The organism is Pseudomonas sp. FeS53a (assembly GCF_000931385.1).
GTDB lineage: Bacteria > Pseudomonadota > Gammaproteobacteria > Pseudomonadales > Pseudomonadaceae > Metapseudomonas > Metapseudomonas otitidis.
In genome coordinates, this window is the sequence record NZ_JYFT01000034.1 from 78,531 (window position 1) to 94,651 (window position 16,121).

Annotated in this window: 3 protein-coding genes and 1 pseudogene; all 4 read right to left on the reverse strand. The window is 70.9% G+C overall.

Annotation, left to right across the window (positions count from 1 at the left end):
- Positions 1 to 119: 119 nt before the first annotated feature.
- Positions 120 to 884: a methyl-accepting chemotaxis protein gene (locus SZ55_RS29050; RefSeq protein WP_371320986.1), complete on the reverse strand. Its 765-nt coding sequence runs from the start codon at positions 882 to 884 to the stop codon at positions 120 to 122.
- A gap of 93 nt (positions 885 to 977) precedes the next feature.
- A pseudogene (locus SZ55_RS29055) lies at positions 978 to 2,012 on the reverse strand (HAMP domain-containing protein); the annotation flags it as partial.
- 242 nt (positions 2,013 to 2,254) lie between these two features.
- Positions 2,255 to 15,277: a non-ribosomal peptide synthase/polyketide synthase gene (locus tag SZ55_RS09555; RefSeq protein ID WP_044404737.1), complete on the reverse strand. Its 13,023-nt coding sequence runs from the start codon at positions 15,275 to 15,277 to the stop codon at positions 2,255 to 2,257.
- An 84-nt stretch (positions 15,278 to 15,361) separates the two neighbouring features.
- Positions 15,362 to 16,120 carry a thioesterase II family protein gene (locus SZ55_RS09560; protein WP_044404740.1) on the reverse strand — a complete coding sequence of 253 codons (759 nt, stop codon included), beginning with the start codon at positions 16,118 to 16,120 and terminating at the stop codon, positions 15,362 to 15,364.
- Position 16,121 lies beyond the last annotated feature (1 nt).

The window sequence follows — 16,121 nt, forward strand, 5'->3', positions numbered from 1 at the left end:
CTCAGTTCCTTGATGTCAGGCGAGCAATTTTCACGCTAAAAAACAGCCCGCCATCAGGCGGGCTGTTTCATTCGCTAAGACTCAATCCACTGCCCGTTCACCGGGCCAGGACCACCCCATCAAATCCTGAACGTATCCACCAGCTGCTTCAGCCGGCTGACCTGCTGATCCAGCTCGGTACAGGCCTTCAGGCTGGCCTGCAGGTTGTGCACACCGTCCTGGTTGAGGACGTTGATCTCGGTGATGTCCATGTTCAGGCTTTCGATCACCGAGGTCTGTTCCTCGGTGGCGGTGGCCACGGACTGGTTCATGCCGTCGATCTCGCCGATGCGGCGGGTGACGCCACGCAGGTTTTCGCCGGCCTGGCCGCCGATGCGCACGCTATCGTCGCTGAAGTGGCGGCTTTCGCCCATGGTCGCCACGGCCTCGCGGGCGCCGGTCTGCAGCTGTTCGATCATCTGCTGGATCTCCAGCGCCGAGCTCTGGGTGCGCTGGGCCAGGTTGCGCACTTCGTCGGCCACCACGGCGAAGCCGCGTCCCGCCTCGCCGGCGCGGGCGGCTTCGATGGCGGCGTTGAGTGCCAGCAGGTTGGTCTGCTCGGAGATGCCTTTGATCACGTCGAGGATCTGGCCGATGTCGTTGCTCTTCTGGCTGAGCACTTCGATGTGGTTGCTGGACGCCTGGATCTTCTCCGACAGCTCGCCCATCGCCACCAGGGTGCGCTCGACCATGCCCTGCCCTTCCTCGGCGTCGCGGCGGGCGTCGCTGGCCTGTTCCGAGGCGTCGGCGGCGTTGCGGGCGATCTCCTGGGCGGCGGCGCCCAGTTCGTTGATGGCAGCGGCCACGCTGTCGGTGCGGGCGGCCTGCTCGCTGGAGTTGGTCATGGAGGCGTTCGACGCCTGCACCACAGTGGTCACCCGCTCGTGCACTTCGCGCGTGGCGGACGCCACTTCGCGGATGGATTTGTGGATGCGCTCGACGAAGCGGTTGAAGGCATCGGCCAGCTCGCCGAACTCGTCACGGGAGTCGATCGATAGGCGCTGGGTCAGGTCGCCCTCGCCCTCGGCGATGCCGCTCATGGCGTGGCTCATCACGTGCAGCGGGCGCAGCAGGATGCGGATCAGCCCGCCCAGCAGCAGGAGAATGGCGACCACGCCGATGATGGTCGACATCAGCGCGGAAACGCGGAATTCCTGCAGGGCGGCGAAGGCCTTGGACTCGTCGACGGACAGGCCCACGTACCAGCGCACCCCGGTCAGCCCTTCCACCGGCAGGAAGGTCACGATCCGCGCCTCGCCGCTGCGGTCGTTCACGCTCTGCAGGGCGGACTCCAGGCGCGGCGCGGTGCCGGCGAACAGGTCCGGCAGCTTCTTCAGGACCCGTTGCTGGTCGGGGTGGACCAGCACCGTGCCCTTGTCGTCCACCAGGAAGGCGTAGCCCATGCCGCCCAGGTCGAAGGAGTTGAGGATCTCGTCGACCGTCTTCAGCTTGAGGTCACCGCCGACGACGCCCTGCAGGGTGCCCGAGGCGTTCACCGGGCGGGTGATGGTGATCAGCAGGCCGTCGCGCGGGTCGGCGGCCAGGTAGGGCTCGGTCAGGCCGGGGCCGCTGGTCTGCGCCGCCTTCTTGTACCAGGGCCGCTGGCGCGGGTCGTAGCCGGCGGGCAGTTCGCTGGGCGGGAACTGGGTGTAGGTGCCGCTCGCCTGGCCGTAGTACGCATAAAGGAAGGCGGAGGCGATGCTGCGGTGCTGCAGGCTCTTGGCCAACGCCGCCTCGCTGCTGTCGTCCTCGATGGACTCGGCCAGGTTCTCCAGCAATTGCATGCGGCCCACCAGCCAGTGCTGGATGTTGCCCGTGGAGACCTGGCCTACATCGTTGAGGTAGTTGGCAAGGTTCTGGCGGATGGCGTTCCGCTGCAGGTAATCGTTGTACAGCGCGAAGGAGGCGAAGGCAGCGATCACCACCAGGGAGGCTGCCACCATGATCTTGTGGCTGAATTTCAGGGTTCGCATGGAGGAACTCACTCAAAAAGGTGCAAAGGCATGAGGTGGCCACAGGCATTGTCGGCGTCCGGTCGGCAATCGACCGGGCACGGACGCAGGGCCGTCCTCTGCTATCGGCGCTAGCACGTTCTTCTTAAGCGGTTTATCAGCCATTTATGTGCAGGCGTTCAGGTATTTTCTGAAAACACCGTGCACCTGCCCATCCAGCCGGGGCACGCGGAGCCCTCCCCGCTCCGCGTGCCCTGCTGCCGTTACAGCATCTCCAGCCTGGCCATCAGGTCCTCCAGCCGTGCGGCCTTCTCCTCGGTGACGACGCTGCCTTCCAGCGACTCGATGTAGCTCGCCAGCTCCTCCACCGTGCTGCACTCGAACATGGCCCGCAGGGGCACGTTGCGTTGCAGGGTCTTCTGCACGCGGGAGGCGATCTGGGTGGCGAGCAGGGAGTGGCCGCCGAGTTCGAAGAAGTTGTCGCGCACGCCCACCCGCTCGACCTTGAGCACCTCGGCCCAGATGCCGGCCAGGGTGGTTTCCAGTTCGCTGCGCGGGGCCAGGTAGTCCTGCGCCTGCAGCGGGCCGAACTCCAGGGGCGGCAGGGCCTTGCGATCGAGCTTGCCGTTGGCGTTCAGCGGCAGGCGCTCGAGCACGAGCCAGTGCAGCGGCACCATGTAGTCCGGCAGGTCGCCGCGCAGCTGCTGCTTGATGGCTTCGAACCAGGCGCCCTCTTCCGCCAGGCGGCTGGCCGGCGAGGCGGCGCGGGCGAAGCGCTCGGCCTCGCGCGGCACCAGGTAGCCCACCAGGTACTTGCCGGTGGGGCCTTCCTGCACGCTGACGGCGGCGTCGCGCACGTCCTGGCGCTCGAACAGGCGGGCTTCGATCTCGCCCAGCTCGATGCGGTAGCCACGGATCTTCACCTGGTGGTCGACACGGCCGACGTACTCCAGCACGCCATCGGCGCGGCGGCGGGCCAGGTCGCCGGTGCGGTACAGGCGCTCGCCCGGCGCGCCGAAGGGGTTGGGCACGAAGGCCTGGGCGGTGCGCAGCGGGTCGCCGACGTAGCCACGGCCGACGCCGGTGCCGGCGACGCAGAGTTCGCCCACGGCGCCCAGGGGCGCCAGCTCGAAGGCGTCGTCCAGCAGGTACAGGCGGTTGTTGTCGGTGGGGCTGCCGATGGGCAGGTAGGTGCCCTCGGTGGAGGCGGCGTCGACACGGAAGAAGGCCACGTCGTCCGAGCACTCGGCCGGGCCGTAGGCGTTGACCAGCCCCACCGCTGGGTAGCGCTCCAGCCACTGGCGCGCCAGCTCCGGCGGCATGGCTTCCCCGGTGGGCAGCATCCAGCGCAGGGCGCCGAGTACGGCGCGGTCTTCGGCGAGCATGCCCTGGATCAGCGACGGCACGCTCTCCAGCACGGTGATGCCGCGCTCGCGCACATGGGCCAGCAGCGCCTGCGGGTCGTGGGCGATGGCGTTGGGGACGATCTCGGTGCACGCACCGAACAACGGCGCGGCGAGGAACTGCCACACCGAGATGTCGAAGCTCTGCGAGGCGGTCTGGGCGATCACGTCCGCCTCGGTCAGCGCCAGGTACGGCACCTTGCTCAGCTGGTTGTTGAGCATGCCGGCCTGCTCGACCATCACGCCCTTGGGCAGGCCGGTGGAGCCGGAGGTGTAGATGACGTAGGCCAGATTGCCCGGGCCGCTGTGGATGCCCGGGTCCTGCTCCGGCCAGGCGCCTTGCAGCACGTCCTCCCACACCAGCAGGCGCGGACGCTGGCCGCAGCCGAGCTCCTCCAGCAGCAGCATGGCCTGGTCGCGGCAGGCACGGGTGGCCACCAGCGCCGGGGCGCGGCTGAGTTCGAGAATGCGCGTCAGGCGCGGGGTGGGCAGCGCCGGGTCCAGCGGCAGGTAGCCGGCGCCAGCCTTGAAGGTGCCGACCATCATGCCCAGCAGGTCGAGCCCGCGCTCGCCCAGCAACGCCACCGGCTGGTCGAGGCCGACGCCGGCGGTGCCCAGGGCGTGGCCCAGGCGGTTGGCGTGGCGGTTCAGCTCGGCGTAGCTCCACTGGCGGTCGAGGCAGCGGGCGGCAATGCGCTGCGGGTGCGCGGCGACGCGGGCCTCGAACAGGCGCACGTAGCCCTGCTCCAGCGGGTAGTCGCGGGCACTGTCGTTGACGCCGTTGAGCAGCAGCTCGCGCTCGGCATCCCCCAGCAGCGGCAGCGCGCTCATGTCGGCCTCGATGTGCTCGCCGAGGGCCAGCAGCAGGCGCTTGAACTCGCCCAGCAGGCGGTCGATGGTCGCTTCCTCGAAGTAGCGCCGGTCGTAGGACAGGTGCAGGCCCAGGTCGTCGCCCGGGTAGCAGACCACGGTGAGCGGGAAGTTGGTGTGGGTGCGACCGGAATCCGAGCTGGCGGAAAGGCTCTGCGCCCGGTCCAGCACCGCGACTTCCACCGGCGCGTTCTCGAACACGAAGAGGCTGTCGAACAGCGGCTGGCCCTTGGGCAGCTCGCTGCATTCCTGGATGGCCACCAGCGGCAGGTACTCGTGCTCGCGCAGCTCCAGGTTGCTGGCCAGCAGCCCTTGCAACCAGTCACGCACGCTCAGGCGCTGGCCCGGCGCGGGCAGCTTCACCCGCAGGGCGATGCTGTTGATGAACAGCCCGACGGTGCGCTGCATCTCCGGCAGGCCCACCGGGCGCCCGGCCACGGTGACGCCGAAGACCAGGTCGCGCTCGCCGCTGTAGCGCGCCAGCACCAGGGCCCAGGCCGCCTGGGCCAGGGTGTTGACGGTGAGCTGGTGACGCTGCGCCAGCTCCCGCAGGCGGGCGCCGTCGGCGGCGTCCAGGCGGGTGATGCGGTCGCCCACCTGCATGCCGCCGCTGTCGTTGGCGTGCTCGCGGAGGATCGGCCGGTCGCTGGGCAGGTACGTGGTGCGCTCGAAGCCCGCCAGGTTGCCCTGCCACCAGGCACGGGCCTGGCCCAGGTCCTGGCGTTGCAGCCAGCCGATGTAGTCGCGGTAACGCGGCGCCAATGGCAGCTGCGGCTCGCGGCCCTCGCCCAGGGCGGCGTAGACCTCGAAGAAGTCGCTCATCAGCAGGCCACGGCACCAGGCGTCGATGAGGATGTGGTGGTTGCTCATCATGAACCAGTAGCGCGCCTCGCCCAGGCGGATCAGGCGCAGGTGGAAGGGCGGCTGGTGCAGCAGGTCGAAGCCGGCCTCGCGCTCGGTGCGGTGCAGCGCTTGCAGGCGCTCCTCGTGGCCCTCCTCGGGCAGGTCGCTCCAGTCCAGCAGGTCCACCTCGGTGGCACCGGGCTTGTGGATCACCTGCAGCATGGTTTCGCCGGCGTTCCACACGAAGGAAGCGCGCAGCGCCTCGTGCCGCGCCACCACCGCGTGCCAGGCGCGGGTGAAGCGCTCCACGTCCAGCGCGCTGTTGATGCGGTAACGGTCCTGCATGTAGTAGATGCCGGTGCCCGGCTCCAGCAGGGTGTGCAGCAGCAGGCCTTCCTGCATGGGCGTGAGCGGGTAGATGTCGTCGATGGCGGCGGCCGGCACCGGCAGCTGGTCGATCTGCTCCTGGCTCAGGTGTGCCAGGGGGAAGTCCGACGGCGTCGGGCCACCGGCGCCCTCCTCCAGGCAATGGGCGATGAGCGCCTGCAGCTCGGCGATGAAGGCCTCGCCCAGGCCCTGCACCGTGGCGCGGTCATAGCGCGCCTGGCTGTAGGTCCAGTTCAGCAGCAGCTCGCCGCCGAACACCTGGCCGTCCACGCTCAGCCAGTTGGACAGCGTGGCGTCGGCGTCGTGGGCCGGGCCGGCGCTTTCTTCCAGCGGGCGCAGCAGCGCGCCCTCGGCGAAGCTGCCGTCGAACTGGCCCAGGTAGTTGAAGGTGATGCGCGCCGGCGGCAGCGCGGCCATGGCGGCGCGGGTGGCCGGGTCGGCCAGGTAACGCAGCACGCCGAAGCCGAGGCCCTTGTGGGGCACCTGGCGCAGCTGTTCCTTGATCGCCTTGATGGCAGCGCCGAGCCCTTCGGCCGGGGCCAGGCGCAGCGCGTAGGCGCTGGTGAACCAACCGACGGTGCGGCTGAGGTCGATGTCGTCGAACAGCGGCTCGCGGCCGTGGCCTTCCAGTTGCACCAGCACCGAATCACGCGCGGCCCAGCGGCACAGCACGCGGGCCAGGGCGGTGAGCAGCAGGTCGTCGACGCGGGTGCGGTAGGCGGCCGGCGCCTGCTGCAGCAGCTGGCGGGTGTGCTCGGCATCCAGGCGCAGGGTGAGGCGCTGGGCGTCGCGCTCCAAGTCCTCTGCGGCATCGCGGTCGCAGGGCAGCGGCGCGTCGTCGCCGCCGAGCTGCGCCTGCCACCAGGGCAGTTCTTCGCGCAGCGGCTCGCTGCCGGCATAGGCCGCCAGGCGTTCGCCCCAGGCCTTGAAGGCGCTGGTGCGCGCCGGCAGCGCCAGAGGCTGCCCGGCCTGCAGTTGGCGATAGCCGGCTTGCAGGTCGTCCAGCAGCACGCGCCAGGAGACGCCGTCCACCACCAGGTGGTGGATGGCCAGCAGCAGTTTCTGGCGGCCGTCCGGGCCTTCCAACAGCAAGGCGCGCAGCAGCGGGCCATGGGCCAGGTCGAGGCTGCGCTGGGCATCGGCCAGCAGGGTTTCCGCCTCGGTGGAATCAGCGACCTGCGCTTGCCACAGCAGGCCGTCGGCCTCGCTGGCGGGGGTGCGGTGTTCGGCGTGCCAGGTGTCGCCGTCACGGGTGAAGGACAGGCGCAGGGCGTCGTGGTGTTCCACCAGGCCTTGCAGGGCCTGCTCCAGATGGCCCGCATCCAGGCGCTCGCCGGCTTCCAGCAGCAGCGACTGGTTCCAGTGGGCGACGTTTTCCGGCGCCTGCTGGAAGAACCAGTGCTGGATCGGCGTCAGCGGCATGTCGCCGGTCACCGGGCCCTGGTCCACCTGGGTCAGCGCCTCGCGGCGGGCGACGGCGGCCAGGGTCTGCACCGTCTGGTGCTGGAACAGGTCGCGCGGGCTGAAGTGGATGCCCTGCTGGCGGGCACGGCTGACCACCTGGATGGAGAGGATTGAATCGCCGCCCAGCTCGAAGAAGTTGTCGGTGAGCCCGACCTGCTCGACGTTGAGCACCTCGCGCCAGATGGCCGCCAGGCTCTGCTCCAGCTCGCTGGTCGGTGCCAGGTACTGCTGGCGGTTGTGCTCCGGGTCCGGCGCGGGCAACGCGCGGCGGTCGAGCTTGCCGTTGGGGGTCAGCGGCAGGCTGGCGAGCAGCACCAGGTGCGCGGGCACCATGTGCTCCGGCAGCTGAGCGCGCAGGTGCGCCTTGAGGGTTTCGCGCAGCGCCTGTTGCGCATCGGCGCCCTCTTCTGCCGCCGCGCAGGCCACATAGCCGGCCAGCTGCTTGCCGCTGGGGCTGTCCAGGGCCAGCACCACGGTTTCGCGCACCGCCGGGTGTTCCAGCAGGCGCGCTTCGATCTCGCCCAGCTCGATGCGGAAGCCGCGCACCTTCACCTGCTGGTCGATGCGGCCGAGGTACTCCAGCTGGCCGTCATCACGCTGGCGCACGAGATCGCCGGTGCGGTACAGGCGCCCGCCGTCGGTGGCGAAGGGGTTGGGCACGAAGCGTTCGGCGGTGAGGCCCGGGCGCTGGTGATAGCCACGGGCGAGGCCGGCGCCGCCGACATAGAGCTCGCCGATGGCGCCGGGCGGCACCAGGGCCAAGTCAGCGTCGAGGATGCAGGCCACCCGCGCGCCGACCATGCGGCCGATGGGCACGCTGGCGGCGCCCTCCTCCAGCTGCGCCGGAGCCAGGGAGGCCAGGGGCATCACCACCGTCTCGGTGGGGCCGTAGGCGTTGAAGAAGGCCTGGGGCGCGAAGCCCGCGCGGATGCGTTGCAGGTGCTCGGCGGTCAGCGCCTCGCCCCCGGTGATCACCAGGCGCACCGGCAGGGTCTCGCCCCGCGCGCCGAGCCACTGGGCCAGCTGGCTGCCGTAGCTGGGGGTGAAACCGAGGATGGTGACGCCCTGCTCGCGGATGAGCTGGCAGATGTCCTCGGCACCCCACTGGCCCTGGGCGCGCAGCACCAGGCGCGCGCCGCACAGCAGCGGCGTCAGCAGGCGCTCGCTGGCGGCGTCGAAGTTGATGGAATAGAAGTGCAGCTCGCAGTCGTCGGCGCGCATGCCGAAGCGACGGATCACCGCCTGGCAGTGCATGGCGATCTCGCCATGGCTGACCGCCACGCCCTTGGGCTTGCCGGTGGAGCCGGAGGTGTAGATGAGGTACGCCTGGTGCTGCGGCCGCGCGAGGTCCACCGGCGCGCTGGCGGGGTAAGCGGCCAGCGCGGCCTCGTCCTCGTCCAGGCACCAGCGGCCGACGCCGGCCGGCAGCCCGCCGAGGGTGTCGAACAGCGCGGCCTGGCCCAGCAGCAGGACGATGCCGCTGTCCTCGATCATGTAGTGCAGGCGTTCGGTGGGGTATTCCGGGTCCAGCGGCACGTAGGCGCCACCGGCCTTGAGGATGGCCAGCAGGCCGACCACCATCGCCGCCGAACGCTCCAGGGCCAGGCCGACCCGCACCTCGGGGCCGACGCCGCGCTCGCGCAGCAGGTGGGCCAGGCGGTTGGCGCGGGCATCCAGGGTGGCGTAGTCGAGGGTTTCCCCGGCGAAGGTCAGGGCCGGTGCCGTGGGCGTGCGCGCGGCCTGCTCGGCGAACAGCCGATGGATGCAGCCATCGAGGCGGTGCTCGCCGGGCTCCTCGCCCAGGCTTTCGAGCTGCGCCAGATGCTCGCTTTCGCTCTGCAGCGGCAGCTCGGCCAGGCGCTGTGCGGGGTCGCCCAGCAGCGCCTCCAGCAGGTTGCACAGGTGGGTGGCCATGCGCGCGATGCGCGGCTCGTCGAACAGGTCGGAGCTGTAGGTGAAGCAGCAGCCGAGGCGATGGTCGAGGTCGGTGACTTCCAGGTTGAGGTCGAACTTGGTGGCGCGGGCGTCGTTGGCGATGTACTCGACCTTCATCCCCGCCAGCTCGCGGGTCTGCTGGAACTCCCAGCGCTGCACGTTGCACATCACCTGGAACAGCGGGTTGTAGGCGCTGCTGCGCGGCGGCTGCAGGGCCTCGACGAGCTGGTCGAAGGGCAGGTCCTGGTGCGACTGGCCCTCGATCACGGTGTGGCGCACCTGCTCCAGCAGCGCGGCGACGCTCATCTGCCCGTCGAGCTGGCAACGCAGCACCTGGGTGTTGAGGAAGGCGCCGATCAGCCCTTCGCTTTCCGGGCGGATGCGGTTGGCCACCGGCGCGCCGATGCGCAGGTCCTGCTGGCCGCTGTAGCGGTGCAGCAGCACGGCCAGAGTGGCGGTCATGGTCATGAACAGGGTCAGGCCGTTGGCCGCGTTGAAGGCGCGCAAGCGCTCGGCCAGTGCGGCCGGCAGGTCGAAGCGGTACAGTTCGCCCCGGTGGCTCTGGGCCGGCGGGCGTGGGCGGTCCGTCGGCAGCTCCAGCAGCGGGTGCTCGTGGCCCAGCTGGGCCGTCCAGTAGTCCAGCTGGCGCTGGCGCTCGCCGGCTTCCAGCCACTGGCGCTGCCAGGCGCTGTAGTCGAGGTACTGCACCGGCAAGGGCGCCAGGGGCGATTCGCGGTCGTCGAGGAAGGCCTCGTAAAGCGCGCCCAGCTCGCGGGCGAAAATGTCCATCGCCCAGCCTTCGGTGACGATGTGGTGCAGGGTCACCACCAGGTGGTGCTCGCGCTCGCCACCCTTGACCATGATCACCCGCAGCAGCGGGCCGGTCTCCAGGTCGAAGGGCCGGTGGGCCTCGTCATCGGCCAGGGCCTGCAGGCGGGCCTGGCGGGCGTCGGCATCCAGGGCGGAGAAATCCTCCCAGCCCATGACCAGGTTCGATTGCTCGGCCACCTGCTGGCGCGGCACGCCGTTCTCGCTGGGGAAGGTGGTGCGCAGGGTCTCGTGGCGCTGCACCAGGGCCTGCAAGGCCGCCTCGAAGCGGGCCACGTCCAGCGGGCCGCTGAGGCGTGCCAGGCCACCGACGTTGTAGGCGGGGCTGTCCGGCTCCAGCTGCCAGAGGAACCACATGCGCTGCTGGGAATAGGACAGCGGCACCGGGCGGCTGCGGTCGACGCGGGCGATCACGCCCTGGCTGTCCACCTGGCCGCTGGCCTGGATGCGCTCCACTTCGGCGCAGAAACCAGCCAGGGTGCTGGCCTCGAACAGCGCGCGCAGCGGCAGCTCGACGTCGCAGGCCTGGCGGGTGCGGGAGACGATCTGGGTAGCCAGCAGCGAGTGGCCGCCCAAGGCGAAGAAGTCGTCGTCCAGGCCGATGCGCTGGATGCCCAGCACCTCGCGCCAGATGGCGGCGACCCGTTGCTCCAGCTCAGTGGCCGGCTCGCGGTGCTCGGCCTGCTGCCAGGTGGGCTCGGGCAGCGCGCGGCGGTCCAGCTTGCCGCTGGGGCCGACGGGCAGTGCGTCCAGGCGCATCAGCTGCGCCGGGACCATGTACTCCGGCAGCTCGTCACGCAGGGCCTGCAGCAGGCGCTCGGTCTGCCGGGCTTCCTCTTCGGTGGAGTCCTGGGCGCAGTAGTAGCCCACCAGGCGCGGGCCGCCGGGGCCATCACGCAGCACCACCACGGCCTGGCCGACGCCGGGCTGGGCCAGCAGGCGCGCGCGGATCTCCTCGGGCTCGACGCGGAAGCCGCGCAGCTTGACCTGGCTGTCGAGGCGGCCCAGGTAGTCCAGCGCACCGTCGGCGCCCCAGCGGGCGCGGTCACCGGTGCGGTACAGGCGCGCGCCCGGCTCGCCGAAGGGGTCGGGCACGAAGCGTTCGGCGGTCAGCGCCGCGCGGCCCAGGTAACCCCGGGCGAGACCCGCGCCACCGATGCACAGCTCGCCCGGCACGCCGACCGGCAGCGCCGAGAGTTCGGCATCCAGCACATGGCAGAGCACGTTGCCCAGGGGCTGGCCAATGGGCGAGCGCTCGCCGTCGTCAAAGCGGCATTGCCAGTGGGTGACGTTGATGGCGGTTTCGGTGGGGCCGTAGCGGTTGTCCAGGCGCACCGCCGGCAGGCGCTCCAGCACCCGGTCGCGCAGGGCGGCGGGCAGCGCCTCACCACCGGAGAACAGGCGGCGCAGGGAGGTGCATTCGCTGACGCCCGCCTCCTCGATGAACAGCTGCAGCAGCGGCGGCACGAAGTGCAGCGTGGTCACGCCGTGATCGCGCACCAACTGCACCAGGCGGCGCGGGTCGCGGTGCTCGCCGGGCGCGGCCAATACCAGGCGTGCCTCGCTGACCAGCGGCCAGAAGCATTCCCAGACGGAGACGTCGAAGCTCACCGGCGCCTTTTGCAGCAGCACGTCGCTGGCGTCCAGGCGGTACTGCGCCTGCATCCAGGCCAGGCGTTCGGCCAGGGCGGCGTGGGTGTTGCCGACGCCCTTGGGCTGGCCGGTGGAGCCGGAGGTGTAGATGACATAGGCGAGGTTGTCGCCCTGCACGGCGGCGGTCGGCGGGCTGTCGGGCCAGTCGCCCTCCTCCCGGTCCAGCTCGATGACGCGCACGCCCTCATGAATCGGCAGGCGCTCGATCTGGTGCGACTGGGTCAGCAGCAGGCGCGCGCCGCAGTCCTGCAGCATGTAGGCGAGGCGTTCGCGGGGGTAGTCCACGTCCAGCGGCACATAGGCGCCTCCGGCCTTGATGATGGCCAGCAGGCCGACCAGCATTTCCGGCGAGCGTTCGGCGGCGATGGCCACCGGCACGTCGGGACCGACGCCGAGGGCCTGCAGGCGATGAGCCAGGCGGTTGGCGCGGCGGTGCAGCGTGGCGCTGTCCAGCTGCCCCTCGGCCCACCTGAGGACGATGCGCTGCGGGTCGGCGGCAGCCTGCAGTTCCAGCAGCTCGGGCAACCAACGGCTGGCGACGGGCTGCGGTGCGCGGGCCCAGCCGGCCAGTTGGCTGCGCTCGGCCTCGTCCAGCAACTGGATATCGCCCAGGGCCCGCTCAGGTTGCTCGGCTACCTGGCGCAGCAGGCTGACGAAGCGCTCGGCCAGGCGGCGCACGCTGCCGGCGTCGAACAGTTCGGTGGCGTAGTCGAAGGCCAGGGTCAGGCGGCCACGGGCGTCTTCCTCGCTGTGCAGTTGCAGGTCGAACTTGGCCTCGCGGCTGTGCCAGGGCAGCTCGTCGGCGAGCAGGCCCGGCAGGCGGCGTAGCGCGGAGAGGTCGCGCTGCTGGTGGTTGAACATGACCTGGAACGGCTCGCCGCCGAGGGCGTCCACCAGGCGGTCGAAGGGCAGGTCCTGGTGCGCCTGGGCACCGAGGGTGGCCTCGCGGGCCTGGGCCAGCAGTGCGCTGAAGGTACGGCGGCCGTCGAGCTGGCCACGCAGCACCAGGGTGTTGATGAAGAAGCCGACCAGGCCCTGGGTTTCCAGGCGCTGGCGGTTGGCGCCGGGCACGCCGACGCGGATGTCCGCCTGCCCGCTGAGGCGGAACAGCAGGCCCTGGAAAGCCGCCAGCAGCACCATGAACAGGGTCGAATGCTCGGCCTGGGCCAGCGTGCGCAGGGCCTTGGCCAGGTCGTCATCCAGGCGCAGGCTGTGGCGCGCGGCGGCGTGGCTGCGCTGGGCGGTGCGCGGGCGGTCGGTGGGCAGTTGCAGGGCCGGGGCCTCGTCGCCCAGTTGCTCGCGCCACCAGGCCAGCTGGCGCTCGGCCTCGCCCTCGGCCAGCCACTGGCGCTGCCAGGCGGCGAAGTCAGCGTAGCCCAGGGGCAAGGGCGCCAGGTCCGCCGCCGGGCCACCGCAGGCGGCGCCGTAGAGGCGGGAGAATTCGTCCAGCAGCAGGTTCAGCGACCAGCCATCGGCGACGATGTGGTGCAGGGTCAGCCACAGCTGGTGCTGTTCGTCGTCCAGGCGCACCAGGGTCAGGCGCAGCAGCGGACCCTGCTCCAGGTCGAAGGGCACCTGGGCCTCCTGCTCGCGCAGTTGGGCGACACGGGCGTCGCGCTCGGCACCGTCGAGGTGGCCGAGGTCGAGGCGCGACAGGCTCAGCTCCTGGGACGGCAGGATACGTTGCAGGGCGACGCCATCGCGTTCGAGGAAGCGCGTGCGCAGCGCTTCGTGGCGCTGCACCAGTTGCTGGAAGCTGCGCAGCACGGCGCCTTCGTCCAGCTCGCCGCGCAGGCGCAGGCCGCCGGGGATGTTGTAGGCGGCGCTTTGCGGGTCCAGCTGCCAGAGGAACCAGAGGCGGTTCTGCGCCGGGGATTGCGGCAGGTCCTGGTTGCGCGGCAGGCGCGGGATGGCGCCCTGGCCCGGTGCACCGCTGGCCTGCTGGGCCTGCACGGCGGCGGTGAATTCAGCCAGGGAGCGGGCCTCGAAGAGTTGGCGCAGTTCCAGCTCCAGGCCCAGTTCGTCGCGCAGGCGCGCCATCACCTGGGCGGCGCCGATGGAGTTGCCACCAAGCAGGAAGAAGCTGTCGTCGGCGTTCACCACCGGCACCTGCAACTGCTCGGCCCAGAGGGCGGCGATGCGCTGTTGCAGGTCACCGGCCGCCTCGCTGCTGGCAACCGGCGTGGCGCTGGCGGCGGCATCGGGGAAGCAGGCGTAGGCGTCGAGGCCGCCGTCTTCCAGGCCGCTGCGGCAGGCGGAGCGTTGCAGCTTGCCGCTGGAGGTCTTGGGCAGCGCGCCGGGGTTGAGCAGCAGCACCACGCGCGGCGCCTCCTGGCAGGCGTCGGCCACCGCCTGGCGGATCATGCGGATCAGGGTTTCCGGCGCATGGGCCTTCTGCACGCTGCGGCCGATCTCCACGGCGATGCCGATGCCCTCCTCGCCGTCCTGCTTCACGGCGAAGGCGGCGACACGGCCCTTACGCACCAGCTCGACCTCGGTCTCGACGGTGCGCTCGATGTCCTGCGGGTAAAGGTTGTGGCCCCGGACGATGAGCATGTCCTTGAGGCGGCCGCTGACGAACAGCTCGCCGTCGCGCAAAAAGCCCAGGTCGCCGGTGCGCAGCCAACTGGTGCCGTCACGGTCGACGAAGGCCTTGGCGGTGGCTTCCGGGTTGCGCCAGTAGCCGTGGGCGATGCTCGGGCCGCTGGCCCAGATCTCGCCCACCAGGTTCTCGCCAAGTACGGCGCCGGTGGCCGGTTCGACGATCATCACCCCGTGCCCGGGCTGGCCGAAGCCGCAGCTCATCAGCAGGCTGTCGGCGCCCGGCTCGATGCGGTTCCGAGCCAGCGCGGCGCCGTCCACACCGAGGGCGGGAATGCCCTGGCCGCGCACGCCGCCGGTGACGAACAGGGTCGCCTCGGCCAGGCCGTAGCAGGCGAGGAAGCTGGCGGCGGAGAAGCCGCAGGCGGCGAACTGGCCGGCGAAGCGTTCGAGGCTGTCCTGGCGGATCGGCTCGGAGCCGGAGAAGGCCACGCGCCAGCCGCTGAGGTCCAGCCGCGCCAGGGCCGCGGCGCTGACCCGCTCGCAGCACAGGCGGTAGGCGAAATCGGGGCCGCCGCTGACGGTGCCGCCGTACTGGGCGATGGCCTCCAGCCAGCGCACCGGGCGTTCGAGGAAGTAGCGCGGCGACATGAGCACGCAGGGCACGCCGCTGAAGATGGGTTGCAGCAGGCCGCCGATCAGGCCCATGTCGTGGTAGAGCGGCAGCCAGCTGACGATCACATCGTCCGCGCCGATGCCGAAGCCGCGGCGGATCAGCAGCTCGTTGGCCACCAGGTTGCCGTGGCTCACCTGCACGCCCTTGGGCAGCGAGGTGGAGCCGGAGGTGTATTGCAGGAAGGCGATGTCGTCGGCGGCCAGCACCGGCTCGCACCAGGCGTTGGCCAGTTCGTCCTGCAGGTCCTCGACGCAGAGCAGCGCCGGGCCGGCAGAGCCCAGGTCGGTGCTCAGCTGCTGCAGGGGTTCGCGCAGGGCGGCGCTGGTCAGCACCAGGGCCGGCTCGGCGTCGTCGATGATCGACAGCAGGCGCAGCTGGTGATGGCGGCGTGCGGACTCCGGCGGGTAGGCCGGCACGGCGATGACGCCGGCGTAGAGGCAGCCGAAGAACGCCGCGACGTAGTCGGGGCCGCTGTCGAACAGCAGCACCGCGCGGTCACCGAACTCCGCTTCCGCCTGCAGGGCGGCGGCGATCACCCGGGCGCGCCGATCCAGCTCCCGGTAGCTGATGACCACGCCGTCACCCTCGCCCTCGAGAAAGCGCAAGGCGAGGCGTTCCGGCTGTTCGGCAGCGCGGCGCTGCAGGGCCTGGACCAGGGTGCTGGGGAGTTCGAAGGCGTCCATCATGTTGTCGTCCTGCCTGATGCGGCTTGAATTCGGGGTTCGTTGAAACGAAGGGGCGCGCCCGGCACGACGGCCGCGCCGGGCGGCTCAGCCGGCCGCCAGCGGAACCTGGCGCGACGTGCGGGCGCGCAGGCGCAGCAGGTGCTGCTCGGCATAGCGCTTGAGGGTGCGCAGCACGGCGGCTTCCTGTTGCTGGAGGAAGAAGTGGTGCCCCTCGAACAGGTCGAGGGAGAAGCCGGTGGCGGTCTCGTCCTGCCAGTCCAGCAGCTGGTCCACGCGCAGCTCGTCGGCCTTGCCGCCGAGCACGTGGATGGGCGCCTGCAACGGCTCGCGCCGGCGGTAGGCGTAGCTGCCGGCAACGAGGAAGTCGGCGCGCAGGATGGGCAGCGTCAGGCGCAACAGCTCCTCGTTGGCCAGCGCCTCCTCGGGGGTGCCCTGGAGGCTGCGCAGCCTGGCGATCAGCTCGGCGTCGCTCTTGGCGTCGCGGTAGTCATCGACGTTGCGCCGGGCCGGGCCGGCGGTGGCCGAGGGGAACAGCGCCAGGGGCTCGGGCAGCCCCATCTCGCGCAGGGCGTGGGCCAGCTCGAAGGCGAGCAGCCCGCCCAGGCTGTGGCCGAACAGCGCGTAGGGCTGCTGCACCTGGGGCGCGACCTCGCGGGCGAGCTGCGCCACCAACGTGTCGAGGCGGGTGTGCAGCGGCTCGTCCATGCGCATGCCGCGCCCCGGCAGTTCCAGCGGCTGCACCACCAGCCAGGCGGGCAGGATGCGCCGCCAGCGGTTGTAGGCCATGGCGCTGGCGCCGGAGTACGGCAGGCAGAACAGGCGCAGGCTGATCGGCGCGCTCACC